The sequence below is a fragment of the Streptomyces zaomyceticus genome, from assembly GCF_014656215.1.
GTDB classification, from domain to species: Bacteria; Actinomycetota; Actinomycetes; order Streptomycetales; family Streptomycetaceae; genus Streptomyces; species Streptomyces zaomyceticus.
In genome coordinates, this window is sequence record NZ_BNBZ01000011.1 from 135,814 (window position 1) to 154,222 (window position 18,409).

Consider the following 18,409-nt stretch of genomic DNA (forward strand, 5'->3'; position numbering starts at 1 on the left):
ATGCACATCATCCTGATCGAGACCACGTCCGTCCGCGGTTTCGACATCGTCAAGTCGCTGGCGGAGTCAGGCGTCGAAGTCACCTTCGTCGCCGACACCATGGACTTCTTCCGGGGTGACCTGGGGTACGAGAACGTGTCGTACGCGACCCGCGTCGTCGAGGTGCCCGGTCTCGCGGAGGCCTGGGACCTCGCCGAGCGGCTCGAGGGCGCGATCGGCCCCGTCCCGCCGGACGGCGTGATCTGCCGCGTCGAGGACTACCTGCCGGTCGCCAGCGAGCTGGCCCGCACCTGGGGCCTGCCCCACGACAGCCTCGACGCCACCCGGCTCCTCGCCGACAAGGACGCCGTCCGCGCCCGGCTCGCCGAGCACGGGATCGGCTCCCTGCGGTGGCGGGGCGTGCGTGACGGGGACGAGGGCATGGCGGCGGTGCGCGACATCGGCCTGCCCGTGGTGATCAAGCCAGCCTTCGGCGGCTACTCCGTCGGCGTGTCGATCGCCTGGACGGAGGAGCAGGCCAGGGCCGGACTCGCGCTCCTCTTCGACGTACCCGACAAGCCCTGCCCCAAGGCCGTGGTCGAGGAGTACGCGTTCGGCCGCCACGTCAGCGCCGAGATCATGGTGCAGGAGGGCGAGCCGATGCTGCTCGGCTTCACCGAGCAGCGGGCCCAGCCACCCGGCGTGACCGCCGAGATGGGCCGTCACTTCCCCGCCGTCTTCGAGGGCCGCGGCAAGGCCCGGGAGTTCGCGCTGAACGCGGTGAAGGCCGTCGGCATCCGCAACAGCGCCGTGCACATGGAACTGGTCATCACCCCGACCGGCCCCGAACTCATCGAGATCAACGGCCGGATGGCCGGACACGTGGTGACCCACCTCATCAGCCGCGCCCTCGACCGGTCCGTCTTCCTCGACCTGGTGGCACTGGCCACCGGCGAACGCCTGAAGGAGGTGCTCGCGCCCGTGCGCACCGTCGCCCTGCGGCACCTCTGGAGCGAGACCGCCGGCACGGTCGCCTCCGTCGAGCCGCCGGCCGAACTGCCGCCGGGCACCGAGTGGTACGAGCTGTCCGCCGCCCCCGGCTCCCAGGTGTCGCTCCTCCGCAACAACTGGGACCGCATCGGCTACCTCGTGGCCTCCGGCGACACCGCCGCCGAGGCCTGCGAGACCGGCGAACTCGCGGCCGCCCGCATCCTCGACGGCATCGGCCTCACCCCCGCCGCCGAGCCGGCCGCGCCGGGAGCGGACTCCGTACCGGCCGTGGCGGAAACGGACTCCGTACCGGCCGTGGCGGAAGCGGACTCCGTCGTCCACCCCGGCGGGCACCTGCTCCTGCTGCTCGGCGGAGAAGGCAACACCCTGCTCTCGGCCCGCGCGCTGCACGCCGCGGGCGTGGCCACCGGCCGGGTGAGCGTCGTCTGGACCGGTCCCGCCGAGGACGCCGCCCCGCACCGGGCGCGCTGGGAGCGCCAGTACCTGGGCCAGTGGCGGCAGGCCGCGCACCCGGCCGACACCACCGGACTCGCCCGCGAGATCCACGCGGCGCAGCCCGTGACCTCGGTCCTCGCCCTGACCCCCGAGCTCGCCCGGCAGGCGGAGAGCCTGGGCGCCGAGTTCAGGGGCACGGGGACCGGCACCGAGTCCCTCGCTGCCGTTCCCGCGGGCGGACTCCCCGACGGGGCGGGGCACGTGGTGCTCTCCCTGGTGACGGGGGACGACGTCCAGCACTTCGGCATCGCCGACGTCACCGCGCCCGGCGCCGCCGGGTCCACCGACCTGATCCTCCCCTCCGCCCTCCCCGAGGCGGAGCGGCAGCGGCTGCTGCTCGCGGCCGGCGCGTACGCCGCCGGCTGCGCCGACGGAGTGGTCCGGTCCTGGTTCCCCGCGGCCGACACGACGGCGGAACCGGTCCTGCGCTGGGGCCTCACCGAGAACCTGCGGGCCCTGTTCGGCGCCGCGCAGGACCGGGACATCGTCACCGTCCTCGTCCGCGCCGCCATGGGTGCGGAGCCGAGGCTCCCGGCGGGCCGCCCCGTCCACTCCCTGCTGCGGGAACTTCCCGCCCCCGCCGGCGCCCGGTGGACGAACGCGCGGACCGCCGTGGAGACGGCCCACGACTTCCCCGAGGTGTGCTCCGCCGCGATCGACCCGGGCTCCGGCGACGACCGGCCGGCCTTCACCGTGACCGGCACCGACACGGACTCCTGCACGGCGACCGCCGACCGGGTCACGGCCGCCATGGCCCTCACCCACGAACCCGCCGACCGCACCCATGTCCTGCTGATCGACCGGGTCCTGCCCGACTCCCTCCTCGGCGACGACGGCGAACCCCTCTTCCCCGCCGACCGCTTCCGGCTCACCCTCCTCGGCGGTCCGACCCCGTCCGCCGCCCCGGCCGAACTGACCATGACCGGGGACGTCTTCGACGACGAGGTGCTGGCCCGGCTCGCCGACGCCGCGCACGCCGTCGCCCCCGTCGACCGGGTGGTCTGCCTGTCCGAGCGGCTCCTGGAACCCGCCGCCCGGCTGCGGCACCGCTTCGGGGCGCCGGGCGACCCGGTCGCATACGTACGCTCCTTCCGGGACAAGGCGCTGATGAAGCAGCGGGCGGCGGCGGCCGGCATCCGGCACGCCCGCGGCCATGTGCTGCACACGGCCGACGCGCTGCGGTCCGCCCTGGACCGGCACGCGGTGGTCGTGGTCAAGCCGCGCTCCAGCGCCGGCTCGCGCGGAGTCTCCGTGCTGCGGACCCTCCCCGAGGCGGAGGCCTGGCTGCGCACCGAGTTCGTGCCGGGCGCCTTCCTCGTCGAGGAGTACGTCGACGGGGCCATGTGCCACATCGACGCCGTCGTCCAGGACGACTTCCTCCGCTGGGACGTCTCCGCCTACCGGCAGGACACCCTCTCCCACACCCGGGGCGCCCCCCTGTCGTCGGTGACGGTGCAGGACGGGCCGCTGCGGGCGGCGGCGGGCGAACTCCTCGACGCGGTCGTCCGCGGCTGGGGCGTCCGGGCCGCCGTCCTCCACCTGGAGGCCTTCTGGGACGGCTCCGCGCTCACCTTCTGCGAGGTGGCGGCGCGCCCCGGCGGCGGTGGCGTCACGGAGGCCTTCCGCGCCACCCGCGGCATCGACCTGGACCACGCGAAGTTCCTCGTCGACGCGGGCGAGGACGTCCGCCGACTGGCCGCCGCCCCGGTCGCCGCGCACGCCGGCTGGACCGTGCACTACGCCACCTCCGGCGTCCTGACCGGCTACGACGACTCCGCCGTCGGCGGCGCGGCGATCGCACGCCGGATCACCGCCCGGGTCGGGGACGCCTTCTCCCTCTCCGGTTTCGCCGGCACCGGTCTCTCGACCCATGTGTTCGCCGACGACTCGGCGGACAAGGTCGTCCGGCTCGTCGAGTCCGCCGAGCGGGACATCACGATCACGGTGGATCCCCGGTGACCGGCGCGACGGGGAAACCGGCCGCGACCGAGGCCGAGCGGCCCTCCCTGGCCCGGCTGATCCTGGAGGACCTGCGCACCGTCCTGGCCCGGGACCCCTCCCGGCAGAGCATCGCGGAAGCGCTGCTGCACGCGCCGTGGCGCGGGCTCGCGCTCCACCGGGTGGCCCACCGGCTGCACCTGCGGGGCCACCGTCTGCTCGCCGGTCTCCTCACCCACGCCTGCCGCAGGTCCGCGGGCATGGAGATCCACGCGGGCGCCCGGCTCGGCCGCCGGGTCTTCATCGACCACGGTTTCGCCGTCGTCATCGGAGAGACCGCCGTGGTCGGCGACGATGTGACGATCTACCACCAGGTGACGCTCGGTTCGCGCGGCTGGTGGCGGGACGGCAGGGCCGACCAGCGGCGCCACCCGCACATCGGCGACCGGGTCCTGATCGGTGTGGGCGCCTCCGTCCTCGGGCCGGTCAGCGTCGCGGACGACGCGCACATCGCGGCGCACCGCGTGGTGGTCGAGGACGTCCCGCCCGTGCTGCGGACGCCGGTGGCGGCCGTCGACCGCGAGGGAGCGGTCCAGTGACGCCCGGCGTCGCGGCCACCGCCCTCCGGGGCCCGGGTTCCGGCCCCGGAGACCGCGCGGACCGGGCGCGGGCGGGACAGCTGCTGCTCGGTACGGGGATCGACTCCCTCGGCAGCGGACTGAGCGCCGGCGCGGCCATGCTGTACTTCGTCACGATGGTCGGCCTCGCCCCCGGAGCCGTCACGCTGGCCATGTCGGCGGGTGCGGTGCTGGGCATCCTCACCCCCGTCCCGGTGGGCAGGCTCGCCGACCGGTACGGCCTGGTACGGGTGTACGTCGGCGCCCTGGTCCTGCGGGGCGTGGGCGTGCTGTGCTACGCGACGGCGACCTCGTACCCCGCCTTCTTCGCCTTCACCTTGTGGCTGATGGCGCTGGAGACGACGACGTTCCCGCTCCAGCAGTCCCTGCTGGGCGCCGTCTTCGAGGAGGGCGCGCGCGTCCGGCTGATGACCCGGGTGCGCGCGGTGCGCAGCGCCGCGTTCGGCGTCGGCGCGGTGGTCGCCGGTCTCGCCCTGGCGAGCGGCTCGCGGTCCCTGGTGGTCGCTCTGCTGATGGTCAACGGGGCGTCGTTCCTCGTCCTGGCGTGGACCGTGCTGCTCATCGGCAGGGCGGCACCGGACGCCGGGGCCGTGGCCGGGAGCAGGACCGCCGCACCCGACGCGGAGCGGTCGGCCCCCGGACGGCCGGTCCTCAAGGACCTCCGGTTCCTCGGGCTCTGCTTCTCCAACGGGCTGCTCTCGCTGTACGAGACGGTGCTGCTCGTCCTGATGCCCCTGTGGCTCGTCGTGGAGCTGGGTCTCTCACCGGCCCTCCCGGGCCTGCTGACCGCCCTCTACACGGCGCTCACCGTCGTCCTCCAGCTCGTCCTGGGACGGCTGCGGTGGACGGAGGCCGCCACCGGCGGAACCCTGCTGGTGTCCGGTGCCTTCCTGGCCGCGGCCTGCCTCGTGTGCGCCGTCGCCGACGGGCTCACCGCGGCGGCCTGGCAGGTGGTGCTCTGTGTGCTCGCCGTCGTCCTGCTGACCGTCGGCGAGAACCTCCAGATGGTCGCCGCCTGGCAGACGGTCTTCGACCTCACGCCGCCCCAACGGCGCGGCGAGTACATGGGGGCGTTCAACACCGGTTCGGGCGTCCAGAGCGTCATCGGACCGACCCTGACCTACCGCGTCGTGCTCCCTCTCGGGCCGGCGGGGTGGCTGCTGCTGGCGGGGCTGCTCGGTGGAGCCGCGATCGCGTTCCGCGGCCTCGCCAAGGGCGCACAGGCGTCCCGTACCGCACGATCCGAAGAACAAGGAGCGAACGTATGACCGAGCATGTGCACCTGCTGTGCGTCGGAGGCAGCCGTGAGTTCCCCGCGGTGCTCCGCGAACTCTCCCCCGACGTCCGGCTGTCGGCGCTGTGCGGCACCGGCCTCGTGAGCCGTCTGAGGTCCCTCGGCGAGCACCGGCGCGTGATCGCCCTCGGCCCGGACGCCCCGGTCGGGGAGTGGATCGAGCACGCACGGGCCCTGCACCGCATCGACCCCGTCACCCGCGTGGTCGCCTTCGGGGAGTGGGAGCAGGACCGCGCCGCCGCGGTCGCGGCGGCCCTGGGGCTCCCCATGCACACGGAGGAGACCGTCCACCGGGTCCACAACAAGCGGGCGATGCGCGAGGAGCTGGCACGCAGGGGAGTGGACGCCACACCGTCCCGGATCGTCTCCGCCGCCGCCGACATCGCCGCGTTCGCCGACGTCCACGGCTACCCCTGCATCGTGAAGCCCGCCTCGGGGGCCGGCAGCGCCCAGGTGCGCAAGGTGAACGGACCGGACGAGGTGGCCGCGGCGCACGCCGCGGTCACCGCCACCGGACCCTTCGCCGCCGCCGGCGCCCTGGTCGAGGCCTTCCACGAGGGACCGCAGTTCAGCGTCGAGGCCTTCTCCGAGGACGGCTGGCACGAGATCGTCTGTGTGACACGGAAGTTCTCCGACCCGGAGACCTTCGTGGAACTCGGCCATGTCGCGCCCGCCCCGCTCTCCGAGGCCGAGAGCGAGGCGATCACCGCCCATGTCCTCGACGTCCTGACGGCCCTGGACATCGGATTCGGCCCCACCCACACCGAGGTCGTCCTGACCGCCCGCGGGCCCCGCGTGATCGAGACCCATCTGCGGCTGGCCGGGGACGACATCCCGCACCTGGTCCGCGACGCCCTCGACGTCGACCTGTTCCGGTACACGGCCCGCCAGGCGCTGGGCGGGACCGGGCTCCTGGACGAGCTCCGCGAGGAGCTCGCCGAGGCCCGGGAACGGCCGCCGCGGCACGCCGCCATCTGGTACTCGACGGCGCTCGCCCACGGTGTCGTGGAGTCGGTCACCGGCGCGGAGGAGGCCCGAGGCCTTCCCCATGTCGACGACGTCCGGCTCTTCTTCGGCCCGGGCGACCCGCTCGACCCCGTCCCCTCCTCCGACAGCCGTCTCGCCCTGGCACGCGCCCACGGGACCACGCCCGAGGAGGCGGCCGACCGGGCGCGGGAGGCCGTGGCCGGCATCTCGTTCCGCTCCCTGCTGCACAGCAGGACCGGCGACGTCCTGGTCTGACCGGACATCACACAGGTCCGGGCCCCCCTTCCTCTCCGCTCCTTCTCCTCACCCCTCACCCACCACCCTCTGGAAGAGAGATCCCTCATGAGCGTCATCGACGGCTACCCCACCACCGCCCTCTCCACCGCCACCGTCCGTGCCCGCGTGCCGATCGGCATGGACCGGGGCCGCCCCGTCCGGGCCGACATGATCAGCTTCGAAGGGCTCGCGGACTCCGGCGAGCACGTCGCCGTCCAGGTGCCCGCGGTCGCCGGCCGGATCCCGCTGGTCCGCATCCACAGCGAGTGCCTGACGGGCGACGTGTTCGGCTCGAAGCGCTGCGACTGCGGCCCGCAGCTCGACGAGGGCCTGGACGCCGTCGCCGAGGACGGCGGCGCGGTCCTCTACCTGCGCCAGGAGGGCCGTGGCATCGGCCTCTACAACAAGCTCGACGCGTACGTCCTCCAGGACACGAACGTCGACACCTTCTCCGCCAACCGGATGCTGGGCCGCGGGGACGACGAGCGCCAGTACGCCGTGGCCGCGCAGATGCTGCGGGCCCTCGGCCTGGAGCGGATCCGGCTGCTCACCAACAACCCGGAGAAGGTCCGCCAGCTCCGCGAGTACGGCATCGACGTGGTCGACGTGGTGCCCACCCGGGTGCACTCCAACCCCGACAACGAGCGCTACCTGTGGGCCAAGGCCTCCCTCGGCGGCCACACCCTCGCCGTCTCCTAGTCCGGCGGAGAACGGGGCAATGATGACTGTGCACAGCATGCTTGCGGCGGGCGCGGACGTACTGGACGAGAACCTCGGCCGGCTGCGGGACGCGGGCCCGGAGTACGGGGGGACGCTCACCAACCACGCCCCCATGGTCGCGGAGGCACTGGTCTCCCTGCGGCGGCCCGAACTCGTCGAGGACTGGATCAGCGCCTATCTTCCGCAGCTCGACGAGCCGTTCGGACCGCTGGAACCGATCCCCGCGACCCATTGGCGGACGGCCCTGGGCGACCTGCGCCGGGCCACCGACTGGCAGACGTTCTTCGCCACCGAGATCGCCCGGGACGGCTGGCGCACGGCCCTCCACACGTGGTGGCCCCGGCTGCTGCCCGGTGTGGCCGCGGGGGCCACGCACGGGGTGATCCGCACCTCCCACGCCGTCCGCGGCCTGGCGGCCGGCGACACCGAGGAGCGCCGCGCCGAGTTCGCCACCGCCCTCGCCTACTGGGCGGCGCGCTACGCCCCCCTCCCCGGTCTGCCGCTCGGCACCGGACGACTGCCCCTCGCGCGGGCGGTCGAGGGGATCCCCCTGCACCCCGGGGGCGTCCACCCCGGCCTGATCCGCGACCGCCTGAACACGGTGGCCGACATCGACGGGTTCCCTGCCGCGGTGTCCGCCCTGCGGGCGCCCGAGGACGTCGGCGCCGCGATGTCGGACCTCGCGGCCACGTTCGCCCGGGTGTTCCTGACCCAGGGGCGTCGCTGGCCCACCGCCTTCGTCCACGCGGTCACCGCCCCCGTCGCGGCCGGATCGGTGCTGCCGCTCCTCCCCGCCGACACGGCACGGGCCACGCACGACGCGCTCTGGCGACTGGCTGCCGGGCTCTACTCCGTGCACGCTCCGGACGCCGAGACGGAGCCGCTGCCCCTGGGAGAGCCGGCGGCGGAGGAGGACCTGATCGACCGGGCGGTCGCCAACGGCGACGAGCACGCCATCAAGCTCACCGAGGCGTGCCTGCGCCAGTACCGCTCGACCGGCGACCACATGCTGCTGCACGCGGCGGAGCACGGTCTGACGCTGCTGCCCGAAGCGTGAGCGGCGGGGCGTGACGACACACCGACAACACACCGACAACACACATGGAGGAGTATGTGAACGACCTGGTACTCCGCTCCGGCCGTCTCTGGGGGCGGACCGGAACCGAGGACGTCGTCGTCCGAGGTGACCGGATCGTGGGCATCGTGCCGTCGGGGGAGGAGCGGCCGGTCGCCGGCTCTCCCCCGGCGACGGTGGTCGATGCCATGGAGCGGGTCGTTCTGCCGGGGCTGATCAACGCCCACTGCCACATCGACAAGACGCTCTGGGGCGGCCCCTGGGTCCCCCACACGGCGAGCCACGAACTCCAGGGCATGATCGGCAACGGCCGTCGGCGCCGGGGCGAGCTGGGCATCCCCCACGAGGACCGGATGGCCGGGCTCCTCGCCGACATGGCGGCGGCCGGCACGACCCATGTCCGCACGCACACCGACATCGACCCCGACATCGGCCTGTCCGGTGTGGAGGCCGTCATGGCGGCCGCGGAGCGGGTCTCCGGTTCCCTGACCGTCGAGCAGGTGGCCTTCCCCCAGAGCGGTCTGCTGGTGGAGGGGGACACCGTCGAACTCATGGAGGCCGCCCTGCGGATGGGCGTGACGACGATCGGCGGCCTCGACCCCGCGGGGGTCGACGGCGACCCGGTGGCCCACCTCGACGTGGTGTTCGGACTCGCCGAGAAATACGGGGCGAAGGTCGACATCCACCTCCACGACGGAGGAACACTCGGCCTGTGGCAGGTGGGGCTGATCGCCGAGCGGACGAAGGCGCTCTCGCTCCAGGGCCGGGTCGCCATCAGCCACGCCTTCGCCGTGGGCGAGGTGTCCCGCCCGGAGCAGCGACGCGTCGCGGACCTGCTGGCCGGCGCGGGCATGGCGCTCTTCACCTGCGCGGGCTTCAGCGACCCGATCCCCGCACCGGCCGTCATGCGGGCCGCGGGAGTGCCCATGGGCCTCGGCACCGACGGCATCCGGGACCTGTGGAGTCCGCACGGCTCCGCCGACATGCTCGTACGTGTCGGCCAGCTGGCCGTGCGCAGCGGGTTCAAGAGCGAGGAGGAGATCGAACTCGCTCTGTGGACGGCCACGGAGGGCGCGGCGGAGGCACTCGGACTCGACGGGTACGGGCTCCGCGAGGGAGCCACGGCCGACTTCACCGTCGTCGAAGGCGTCTCGGCGGCCCACGCCGTCGTCGAGCACCTGCCGCGGCGGCATGTGTTCAAGGCGGGTGCACGGCTCACGACCTGACGGCACGAGACGTGGGGGGCCCGGCTTGTGCGGCGGGCCGGCGGGCGGCGGCCCCGTCCGTCGCCCTCCCGTCGTCGTCGCACACGAAAGCGGCCTTCGCGCCGGACACGGCCCCCGGCGGGGAGTGCGCATGTCCGACCCGAAGGCCGCGCAGTCGCCCGGCGCCGGGCCCGCAGGTCCGGCGCCGGCGCCGCGTTTTCCGGCTCTAGCCCCGGAACCCGGTGAACATCCCGGCCACGGCCCCCGCCAGCGCCAGCGTCTGGACGCGGTTGAGCCGGGGATCGCAGGTGCTCGTGTACCGCTCGGCCAGATCGGCCTCCGTGAGGGCCTCCGGCCCGCCGACGCACTCGGTCACGGCATCGGCGCTGAACTCGAGGTGCAGCCCGCCGGGCCGGGTGCCGAGCTCCCGGTGCACCTCGAAGAAGCCCCGTACCTCGTCCAGGACGTCGTCGTAGCGACGCGTCTTGAGGCCGCCCGAGGTCGTGTACGTGTTGCCGTGCATCGGGTCGCAGACCCAGACGGCCTCGATGCCCTCGGCCCGGGCCTTCTCCACCAGGACCGGCATCAGATCGCGGATCCTGTCACTGCCCATGCGGGTGATGAAGCTGAGGCGGCCGGGGACCCGGTCGGGGTCGATGCGCGCGGCGAGCGCGAGCACGTCGTCGGCGTCGGCGGTCGGGCCCAGTTTGACGCCGACCGGATTGGCGACGGTCGCCGCGAACTCCACGTGGGCGCCGTGGTGCTGCCGGGTCCGCTCGCCCAGCCAGAGGTAGTGACCCGACAGGCCGTACCTGTCCCCGGTCACCGGGTCCCGCCGGGTGAGGGCGTTCTCGTACTCCAGGATCAACGCCTCGTGGCTGGTGAAGAACTCCCGGCCGGCCCCCTCGCGTGCCACCGAGACGGCCTCGCGGGCATGGTCGTAGGCGCGGAGCAGCCGGGTGGGGTCGGGACGCCGGGAACCGGCCGTGGGCTCGGCCCCGTTGACCAGGTCGCCCCGGTAGACGGGGAGGACGACGCCGTCCACCAGCTCGGTCGGCTGGGAGCGCGGCTTCGCGAACTGGCCCGCCATGCGGCCCAGGACGGTCACCGGACGGCCCAGTGAGGGCTCGATCAGAGCGGCGGCCTCGGCGAGCAGCGCGAGCTTGGCGCGCACGGGGCCGGGGGCGGTGTCCGCGAAGGTCTCCGCGCAGTCGCCGCCCTGGAGGAGGAACCCGTGGCCGGTGGCGGCCTCGGCGAGCCGGCCGCGGAGCCGGTCGCACTCCTCCGGCCGTACGAGGGGCGGGCGGTCGGACAGTTCGCCGGCGGCGGCCAGCAGGGCGGCGCGGTCCGGCCAGTCGGGCTGCTGGGCGGCGGGGCGCGGCGGGGCGAGTGTGGCGGGTGTCATGACGGAGGTCTTTCCTTGGAAGAGAGTGCCGGGCAGCGGCGGAGGAGAGGGGCGGGGGCCGCGGTCAGCCGCCCGCCACCGCCTCCCGCTCGGCCGCGGCCGCGGTGGTCGCACGGCGGCGCGGCGCGGCCGCCCAGGTGACGAGGGCGAGCACGGCGGCCGCCGCGAGCAGCAGGAGCCAGTAGCGGCCGCCGAGCTGCGCCGGGCCGATCGCGGAGGAGGCGGCGGTGTTGGCGAGGGTTCCGCCGAGGGCCATGCCGAGACCGACCATGCCGAAGGCGGTGGCGCGCTGCTCGGCGGGGACGGCGTGGGCGACCTCGCTGTCGAGCCGGGGGTCGATGACCACCTCTCCGACGGTGAAGAGCACGACACCGAGGAGGAGGAAGGTGATGGAGCCCTGGCCGAACAGGCCGAAGCCGAGGGCCATCGTGCCCAGACCGGCCGCGATGACGGCCGCCGCGTTCGTCAGGCGTCCCAGGCGGGCGGAGAGCACCAGCTGCAGGACGACGACGGCCACCGCGTTGACCGTGTAGAGCACACCGACGAACGCCTGGCCCTGTTCGGCGGCCGCCGTGATGGGCATGGCGTACTCGACCTGCACGTAGCAGAAGCCGAAGACGACGGCCGTCGCGATGATCCAGATCATGCGCGGGCAGGTGCGCAGGATCTGGAGCATGCCCGGCTTCGCGGGCGCCGGCGTGCCCGCGGTGCCCTCGGCGGGGCGCGCCGGGGTGTGCGGGATCCGGTGGCGCAGTTGCCAGAACGGCACCAGCAGGGCGAGGAACAGTGCCGACGCGGCGAGGAAGCCGATGCTCGGAGTGGAGAGCAGCAGGAGCAGGCCGCCGGCGAGCGGGCCGAGCGCGGTGCCCGCGTTGTTCGCGGTGCTGCGCAGGGCGAAGATCGCGGTGGTCGCCGCCTGGCCCTCGATCAGCCGGGACAGGGCCGCCTTGCCCGCCGGGATGTACAGGGCGCTGCCGAGACCGAGGAGGCCGCAGGCGAGCACGGCACCGGCGTCCGACACCGCGGTGACGACCAGCAGGTAGGAGAGCGCGCGCATCAGCAGGCCGAGGCACATGGTCGGTACGGTGCCGATCCGGTCGGCCAGCGAACCGCCGAAGACCATCAGGCCCTGCTGGGCCCAGAGCTTGGCGGTGAACGCGGCGCCGACGGCCCAGGGGGAGATGCCCTGCTCGACGGTGAGATAGACCGCGAGATAGGGCAGGACGAGATTGCTGCCGAAGGTGATCGCGAAGTTCCCGAAGAGCAGCAGCAGGCATCCGGGGGTCTTACGGACGAGGGCGAAGGTCTCGCGCACTACATGCTCCCGTGGTCGAGGCTGCGGATGGTCATGCCGTGGTCCCCCCGGTCGGGGTCTGCGGCTCGGGCTCGGGCTCGGGCTCGATCACGGTCTCGGTCTCGACCCAGGTCCGCAGCCGGCCGATCGCCTGCTCCACCTCGGCCCGGGTCGAGCCGACGGCGAGGGCCGAGGCGAAGTTGTCCACGCTGGCGTGCGCGGTGCCCAGGCGGGTCCCCGCGGCCACCGACACCGTGAAGCTGCTGATGCCCGGGACGCGGCATTCGCCGGGGACGGCGCGGAGGAGTCCGGGGCGGGGCGGGAAGAGGGCGAGTCCACCGATCCTGGCCGGTTCCGAGGGGATCCGGGGGAGCTCGTGGCCGGCCAGGGCTCGGATGTAGAGCTTGGGCAGGTGGAGTCCGAACCCGAGGCGGATTTGTTCTTCGATGCGGCCGCCGGCCATGCGGCAGGCGATTTCGTTGAGGAGGAGGCCGTGGGGGGTGCCGAAGATTTCGGCGTGGAAGATGGTGGTGGTGGGGGTGGGGAGGGTTTCGAGGGTGGTGGTGGTGAGCTTGCGGAGGTCGTCGAGGCGGGGGTCGTCGGCGTCGAGCATGGTGCTGTGGAGCATGTGGCCGTCGAGCATGCCGAGGCAGGTGGTGGTGCCTTGGGTGGAGGGCCAGATGAGTTGGATGTGGCCGTCGACGACGAGGCCGTCGATGTGGAAGAGCTCGTGTTCGACGTGGGCCTCGACGAGGAGGGGTGCGCCGTCGTCGGTGCCGAGTTGGGTGGTGCGGGTGGCGTAGTTCCAGAGTTCGTCCTCGTTGTGGAGGACTTCGACGCCCATGGAGCCGCCGCCTCGGCGGGGCTTGACGACGATGGGGAAGCCGTGTTCCTGGGTGAAGCGGATCAGGGAGGTGATGTCGGGTGCCGGGGCGTAGGGGGCGAGGGGGACGCCGGCTTCGCGGAGCAGGTCCTTCATGATCAGCTTGTCGCGGAAGGCGAGGGCGCTTTCCTCGCTCTGACCTGCCAGGCCGAGGAGGTCCCGCAGTCGGGCGGCGCGCAGCAGGTCGAACTCGGAGAGGGCGATGATCTCGTCGAAGCCGAACTCGGCGTGCAGACGCAGGGCTTCACGTTCCACCGCGACACTGTCGTGGTAGTCCACCAGCGGAACCGCCGCGTCGAAGGAGGCGAGCTGCTCGCCGCGGATCTCGTCGTCGGCGCTCAGCGCACGGGCGTCCGTGAGGAGCAGGAGCCGGTGACCGTCGCCCATCCACTCCCGGTACGGACGGATCGCGAGGGCGCTGCGGTTGAGGATCAGGTAGTTCACTGCTGCGCCGCCTCGATCTCGATCCGGAAGGTCTCGTACACATGGGCGACCGCGGCCTCGGCCTGCTCGGCGGTGTCCGCCCGCAGGAAGACCAGGCCGCTGGCGGCGGCGGAGTTGAGCCGCTCCGGCACGGTCTCGCCGACCTGACGGAGCATCTTCACGTCGACGACCGACGGCAGGGCCAGCAGCTCCTCGGCCCCGGTCATGGAGACGATCCGGCCGGGCGTCAGCGGCAGATAGCAGTGCGCCGTCACCCCCTGCTCCGGAACACGGTCCAGCTTCGGGTCGAGGCCGAGGGCGAGCATCAGGCAGGACTGCCACACGTCGACCCCGGTGTGCAGCGCCAGGGCGTCCGGGATACCGCCGCCGGCCGGCCGGCAGGCGATCTCGCCGGCGACCAGGCCGTCCTCGGTGCCGAAGAACTCCATGTGGGTGACGCCGTCGGTGAGTCCGAGAGCGGCGACCGCCCCGGCGTGCAGCTCCTCCATCCGCGCACGCACCGGATCCCCGGCCGGCAGCGTCATCGAACCGAAGGTCGCGCCGTGGTCGAGGACCGGCACCAGATAGCGGGAGGAGGCGGCGAACACGACCTCGCCGTCCACCACCAGCCCGTCGCAGTGGTACTCGGTGGTCATCTCCACGAACTTCTCGACGACCAGCGGAACGCGCAGCGCACGGATCGGGTCGGCCTCCGGCGAGGCGCGGAACGCCTCGAACTCCTCCGCCGAACCGAGCACGCGGACGTCGATGGAGCCCCCGCCGATCATGGGCTTGACCACCACCGGCCAGCCGAGCTCGACGGCCGCCCCGGCCACCTGGTCCAGGCCGTGGGCCGGCCGGAAGTCCGCCACCGGCAGCCCAGCCCGGCTCATCAGCACCTTCATGGCGTACTTGCTGGAGAAGGCGTGGGCGACCTCGGAGCCGGTGCCGGGGATGCCGAAGTAGGTCCGGACATAGCCCGTCTGGGCCTGGCCGAGCTCGAACGGGGCGAAGATCCGGTCGATACGACGCTCCCGCAGCACCCGCAGGACCTCGAGCCGCAGAGCCTCCGGATCCTGCACGTCGTCGATGAGACGGACGTCGACCTCGGGGCCGTACCGCTGCGCGTGACCGGGCTCGGTGATCACTGTGAGGTGACCGATCTCCGGAGCCGTGCGGACGCGGTCGGGAAGGAGGTTCTTCTTGACGTGGACGAGAAGTACGTTCATCGCTGATGGCCTTTCACCCGGCGATGGCCGGGCCGTGGGGGGTTGGTCTCGTGCCGGATCGCGCCGGCCGCTTCCGTTCGTGCGGTGCGGGGCCCGGTCATTCCGGCCGCGCGCCCGTGCGCTCCTCGCGCCACAGACCGAGGGCCCGCTGCGCCGCCTGGTCGGAGTAGCTCATGAGCACCGACTCCTCGTCGGCCTCGTGACGCACCCACGACCAGCTCGGCACGACCACGACGTCCCCGGCCCGCCAGTCGAAGACCTGATCGCCGATGCGGGTGCGGCCGCGCCCCTCGATCGCGATCAGCACGGTCGCGTCGGTGGAGCGGTACGGGGCGGAGGTCCAGCCCGAGGGGAGGAGCTGCGCCCAGGCCGACATGGTCGAGAGGACGTCACCGCCGGTGAGCGGGTTGGTGTAGGCCACCTTGACGCCGTGCCAGGGGTCCGGGTCGGAGTCCTTCGCGAGCCGGGCGAGGACCTCGCGGGTGCGGGAGTAGGGGTAGGAGGCGATCGGGGACGCGCCCCCGCTGGGCCGGCTGCCCACCGGGAGCAGACCGGCGCCGTAGCGGTTCAGGGAGTCCCCGTCGGGGCGGGTCACCGCGCGCGCCGCTTCCGTCGAGCGCTCCAGGAAGGAGGCGTCGAAGAAGCCGACCACCGGGATGTCGAGGGCGTCCAGCCAGATCGTCGGGCCGTCCCCGTCGCTGCCGTGGTCGTGCCAGGTCATCGGCGGGGTGAGCACCAGGTCACCGGTCTCCATGGTGACCCGCTCCCCGTCGACGACGGAGTAGGCGCCGCTTCCTTCGACGATGATGCGCAGTGCCGACTGGCTGTGCCGGTGGCTCGGGGCGACCTCGCCCGGAAGCACCAGCTGCATGCCGGCGTAGAGGGAGGTCGTGACCTTGGAGCTGCCGGGCAGGCCCGGGTTCTCGAGGATCAGTACCCGCCGCTCGGCCTCCTCGGCGGTGATGACCTCACCGGCCGCGAGCAGCTCGGGCCGGACGTCCGTGTAGCGCCAGCGGTGGGCGCGGCAGTCGCTGCGCGGCTGGGGGGTGATCAGGTGGGAGAGACGGGTCCACAAGGCGGCGAGATGGTGGTCGCCTATGCGGTCGTAGTACGCGTCGAGGCTCATCGGCTGTTCCTGTAGGGAGATGTCGTGAGGGATGTCCGGCCGGAGCTCAGTGCTCGTACAGCCAGGACATCTCGTGGTGCAGGGCGGACTCGTCGAGCGCGGCGAGCATGCTGTCGCGGGCCTCGGCTTCCTGTCCCTGGGGGTGGTAGAGCTCCTTGCCGAGGCGGCGGGAGACGGTCTGCACCCGAGCGGTACGGTCCCGGCGGTCCGCGACGTACCGGGCGAAGGCCTCGGTCGGGTCGGCGGACCCGCCCTCGACGTGGCCGCTCAGCGAGGCGGCGTCCTCCAGCGCCATGCAGGCGCCCTGGGCCGCGTACTGGAGCATCGGGTGGGCCGCGTCACCGAGCAGCACCACACGGCCGTCCTGCCAGTTCCGCAGCGGCGGCCGGTCGCACAGCACCCAGCGGCGCCAGTCGCTGCCGGCCTCCACCAGCGAGCGGGCCCCGGGGCCCACCGCCGCGAACTGCCGGGCGACCTCGTCGGCGCCGACCGGCTCGCCCGCGACGGCCTCGGTGGCGCCGCTGTCGCAGGTGATGACGGCGTTGTAGAAGGCGCCACCGACCAACGGGTAGTGCACCAGATGGCACTTGGGGCCCGCCCAGAGCATCGCGGCGGGTTTGCGCAGTGCCTCGGGCATGCGGTCGCTCGGGATGAGGGAGCGGTAGGTGACGTGCCCGGACACCGTGGGCGGTCCGTCACCGGCGAGCTGCCGCCGGACGGCGGAGTGCAGCCCGTCCGCGCCGACGAGGGCGGCTCCGGTCAGGGACTCACCGCCGGCGAGGAACACCCGTACGCCGTCGCCGTCCTGCTCGTACCGCTCCACGGCGCGGCCCGGCCGCAGTGTGATGCCGACGGAGCGGCACGCCTCCAGCAGGGCGCGGTGCAGCTCGCCGCGGTGCACCACCGCGTACGGGGCACCGAACCGGTTCCGGAATCGCTCACCCAGGGACAGCTGGGCCAGCACGCCCCCGCCCACCGCGTCCAGGAGACGCAGCTCCTCGATGAACACGGCGCACTGATAGGGAAGTTCACCGATGCCCAGCCGGGACATCGCCCGGAAGGCGTTCGGGCCCAGCTGGATTCCGGCACCCAGCTCGCGGAACTGCTCGCTGCGCTCCAGCACCACGACCCGGCGGCCCGCCCGGGCCAGGCCCAGGGCGGCGGCGAGTCCGCCGATGCCGCCGCCCGCGACGATCACGGGAGTCATTCCGCCACCACCCCGATCTCCCGGAGCACCGGCACCAGCCGGGTCAGCGCGGCGGCCGTCTCCCGGGCGCCGTGCACCATGGCGAGCCGCAGATGGCCCTTCCCGGGGTGCGAACCGTCCCAGCCCTCGGGACCCAGATAGCTGCCGGGAACACCGCGCACCGCGGCGTCCCGCCACGCCCGCACGGCGGCCTCCTCGTCGTCGCGGACCCTCAGCCAGAGGAACATTCCGGCCTCGGGCCTGCGGTACCCCGGAACACCCGAGAGCACCTCGTCGGCGGCGGCGAAGGTGTCCCGGTAGCTCTCCCGCACCGCCTTGACGTGGGTCTCGTCGGCGAGCAGTTCGGCCGCGGCGGCGAGGTTCGGAAGCGGGGTGGTGCCGCCGATGTAGGAACGGAGTGCGATGAAGTCGGCGATCAGCGCACGGTCCCCTGCGACGACACCGGTCCGCAGACCGGCCGAGCTGGAGCGCTTGGAGAGGGAGTTGACGACCAGGACGTTGCGGAACGGGTCGCCCTCGCCCTCCCGGTGCATGTCCTGGCAGACCCGCAGCGCTCCCGTGGGCTCCTCGCCCAGGTAGATCTCCGAGTAGCACTCGTCGACGGCCAGGATGAAGCCGTACGTCCGGGCCAGGGTGATCGCCCGGCGCAGATAGCCGGGCGGGGCGACGGCACCCTCGGGGTTGCTCGGGGTGCAGAGGATCAGCATGGCGGTGCGCGGACCGCGGTCCTCGTCGATCAGGTCGAGGTCCGGCAGATAGCCGTGCGCGGCCTCGGCGGGCATGTTGAAGGCCTGCAGTCCGCACAGCGCGGCGGCCGCCCGGTAGGGCGCGTAGTGCGGGGTGGGCATGGCGAGCAGGCGCCGGGAGCCGTCGGTGGCGTCGGCGAGCAGCCCCAGCTGGAAGAGCGCCTCACGGGCTCCGGAGGTGGGGAACACCGCGTCCAGGCCCACGGCACCCGGCGTCAGGCCGAACCGGGTTTCGAGCCACTCGGCCGCGGCGCGGCGGAACCACTCCGGGCCCTGGTTCGGCGGGTACTTGCCCAGGAGGTCCTGGCGGGCGCCCAGGGCGTCGCTCAGCCAGGACGGCGGAGCGAAGCGGGGTTCACCGATGGTGAGGTCGAGCGGGGTCCCGCCGCAGGAGGGGGTGATGCCCTCGAGGAGCGCGGCGATCCGCGGGAAGGGATGCGTGCCCAGCGCGGGCACGGCCGGGTTGGTGGAGATCACG

The 18,409-nt window shown here is 73.3% G+C and carries 14 protein-coding genes; 7 read left to right on the forward strand and 7 right to left on the reverse strand.

Annotation, left to right across the window (positions count from 1 at the left end; genetic code table 11):
- From IE311_RS16935 to IE311_RS16965, 7 genes are all read left to right on the forward strand, one after another.
- Nucleotides 1–3,444: an ATP-grasp domain-containing protein gene (locus IE311_RS16935; RefSeq protein ID WP_189832516.1), complete on the forward strand. Its 3,444-nt coding sequence runs from the start codon at nucleotides 1–3 to the stop codon at nucleotides 3,442–3,444.
- Nucleotides 3,441–4,022 (forward strand): serine O-acetyltransferase, encoded by a 582-nt coding sequence (locus tag IE311_RS16940; RefSeq protein WP_189832517.1) that lies wholly within the window; start codon nucleotides 3,441–3,443, stop codon nucleotides 4,020–4,022. The genes IE311_RS16935 and IE311_RS16940 overlap by 4 nt, the downstream gene beginning before the upstream one ends.
- Nucleotides 4,019–5,329 (forward strand): MFS transporter, encoded by a 1,311-nt coding sequence (locus IE311_RS16945; protein WP_189832518.1) that lies wholly within the window; start codon nucleotides 4,019–4,021, stop codon nucleotides 5,327–5,329. The genes IE311_RS16940 and IE311_RS16945 overlap by 4 nt, the downstream gene beginning before the upstream one ends.
- A complete protein-coding gene (locus IE311_RS16950) occupies nucleotides 5,326–6,597 on the forward strand; it encodes an ATP-grasp domain-containing protein (RefSeq protein ID WP_189832519.1) in 1,272 nt (423 codons plus the stop codon). The genes IE311_RS16945 and IE311_RS16950 overlap by 4 nt, the downstream gene beginning before the upstream one ends.
- 87 nt (nucleotides 6,598–6,684) lie before the next feature.
- Nucleotides 6,685–7,317, forward strand: a complete 633-nt coding sequence (locus IE311_RS16955; RefSeq protein WP_229901965.1) for a GTP cyclohydrolase II — start codon at nucleotides 6,685–6,687, stop codon at nucleotides 7,315–7,317.
- 19 nt (nucleotides 7,318–7,336) lie between these two features.
- Nucleotides 7,337–8,395 carry a questin oxidase family protein gene (locus tag IE311_RS16960; RefSeq protein WP_189832520.1) on the forward strand — a complete coding sequence of 353 codons (1,059 nt, stop codon included), beginning with the start codon at nucleotides 7,337–7,339 and terminating at the stop codon, nucleotides 8,393–8,395.
- Nucleotides 8,396–8,451: 56 nt separating this feature from the next.
- Nucleotides 8,452–9,639 (forward strand): amidohydrolase, encoded by a 1,188-nt coding sequence (locus tag IE311_RS16965; protein WP_189832521.1) that lies wholly within the window; start codon nucleotides 8,452–8,454, stop codon nucleotides 9,637–9,639.
- A gap of 205 nt (nucleotides 9,640–9,844) precedes the next feature.
- On the opposite strand, the gene IE311_RS16970 is transcribed toward IE311_RS16965, so the two are convergent.
- The 7 genes from IE311_RS16970 to IE311_RS17000 all read right to left on the reverse strand — a co-directional run bounded on the left by IE311_RS16970 (nucleotide 9,845) and on the right by IE311_RS17000 (nucleotide 18,408).
- The gene (locus IE311_RS16970; protein ID WP_189832522.1) at nucleotides 9,845–11,023 is read right to left on the reverse strand and encodes a 3-deoxy-7-phosphoheptulonate synthase; all 1,179 of its coding nucleotides are present in this window, start codon (nucleotides 11,021–11,023) and stop codon (nucleotides 9,845–9,847) included.
- Between the two features lie 64 nt (nucleotides 11,024–11,087).
- On the reverse strand, nucleotides 11,088–12,338 hold the full coding sequence (locus IE311_RS16975) for an MFS transporter (protein ID WP_189832523.1): 1,251 nt from the start codon (nucleotides 12,336–12,338) through the stop codon (nucleotides 11,088–11,090).
- 31 nt (nucleotides 12,339–12,369) lie between these two features.
- The gene (locus IE311_RS16980) at nucleotides 12,370–13,644 is read right to left on the reverse strand and encodes an ATP-grasp domain-containing protein (RefSeq protein ID WP_189832524.1); all 1,275 of its coding nucleotides are present in this window, start codon (nucleotides 13,642–13,644) and stop codon (nucleotides 12,370–12,372) included.
- Nucleotides 13,641–14,852, reverse strand: coding sequence for an ATP-grasp domain-containing protein (locus IE311_RS16985; protein ID WP_189832525.1), 1,212 nt, complete (start codon nucleotides 14,850–14,852; stop codon nucleotides 13,641–13,643). Before IE311_RS16985 ends, IE311_RS16980 begins: the two co-directional genes overlap by 4 nt.
- 97 nt (nucleotides 14,853–14,949) lie before the next feature.
- On the reverse strand, nucleotides 14,950–15,978 hold the full coding sequence (gtdA, locus tag IE311_RS16990; protein ID WP_189832526.1) for a gentisate 1,2-dioxygenase: 1,029 nt from the start codon (nucleotides 15,976–15,978) through the stop codon (nucleotides 14,950–14,952).
- Between the two features lie 46 nt (nucleotides 15,979–16,024).
- On the reverse strand, nucleotides 16,025–17,185 hold the full coding sequence (locus IE311_RS16995; protein WP_189832527.1) for a 3-hydroxybenzoate 6-monooxygenase: 1,161 nt from the start codon (nucleotides 17,183–17,185) through the stop codon (nucleotides 16,025–16,027).
- Nucleotides 17,182–18,408: an aminotransferase class I/II-fold pyridoxal phosphate-dependent enzyme gene (locus IE311_RS17000; RefSeq protein ID WP_189832528.1), complete on the reverse strand. Its 1,227-nt coding sequence runs from the start codon at nucleotides 18,406–18,408 to the stop codon at nucleotides 17,182–17,184. The genes IE311_RS16995 and IE311_RS17000 overlap by 4 nt, the downstream gene beginning before the upstream one ends.
- Between the last annotated feature and the right edge of the window lies 1 nt (nucleotide 18,409).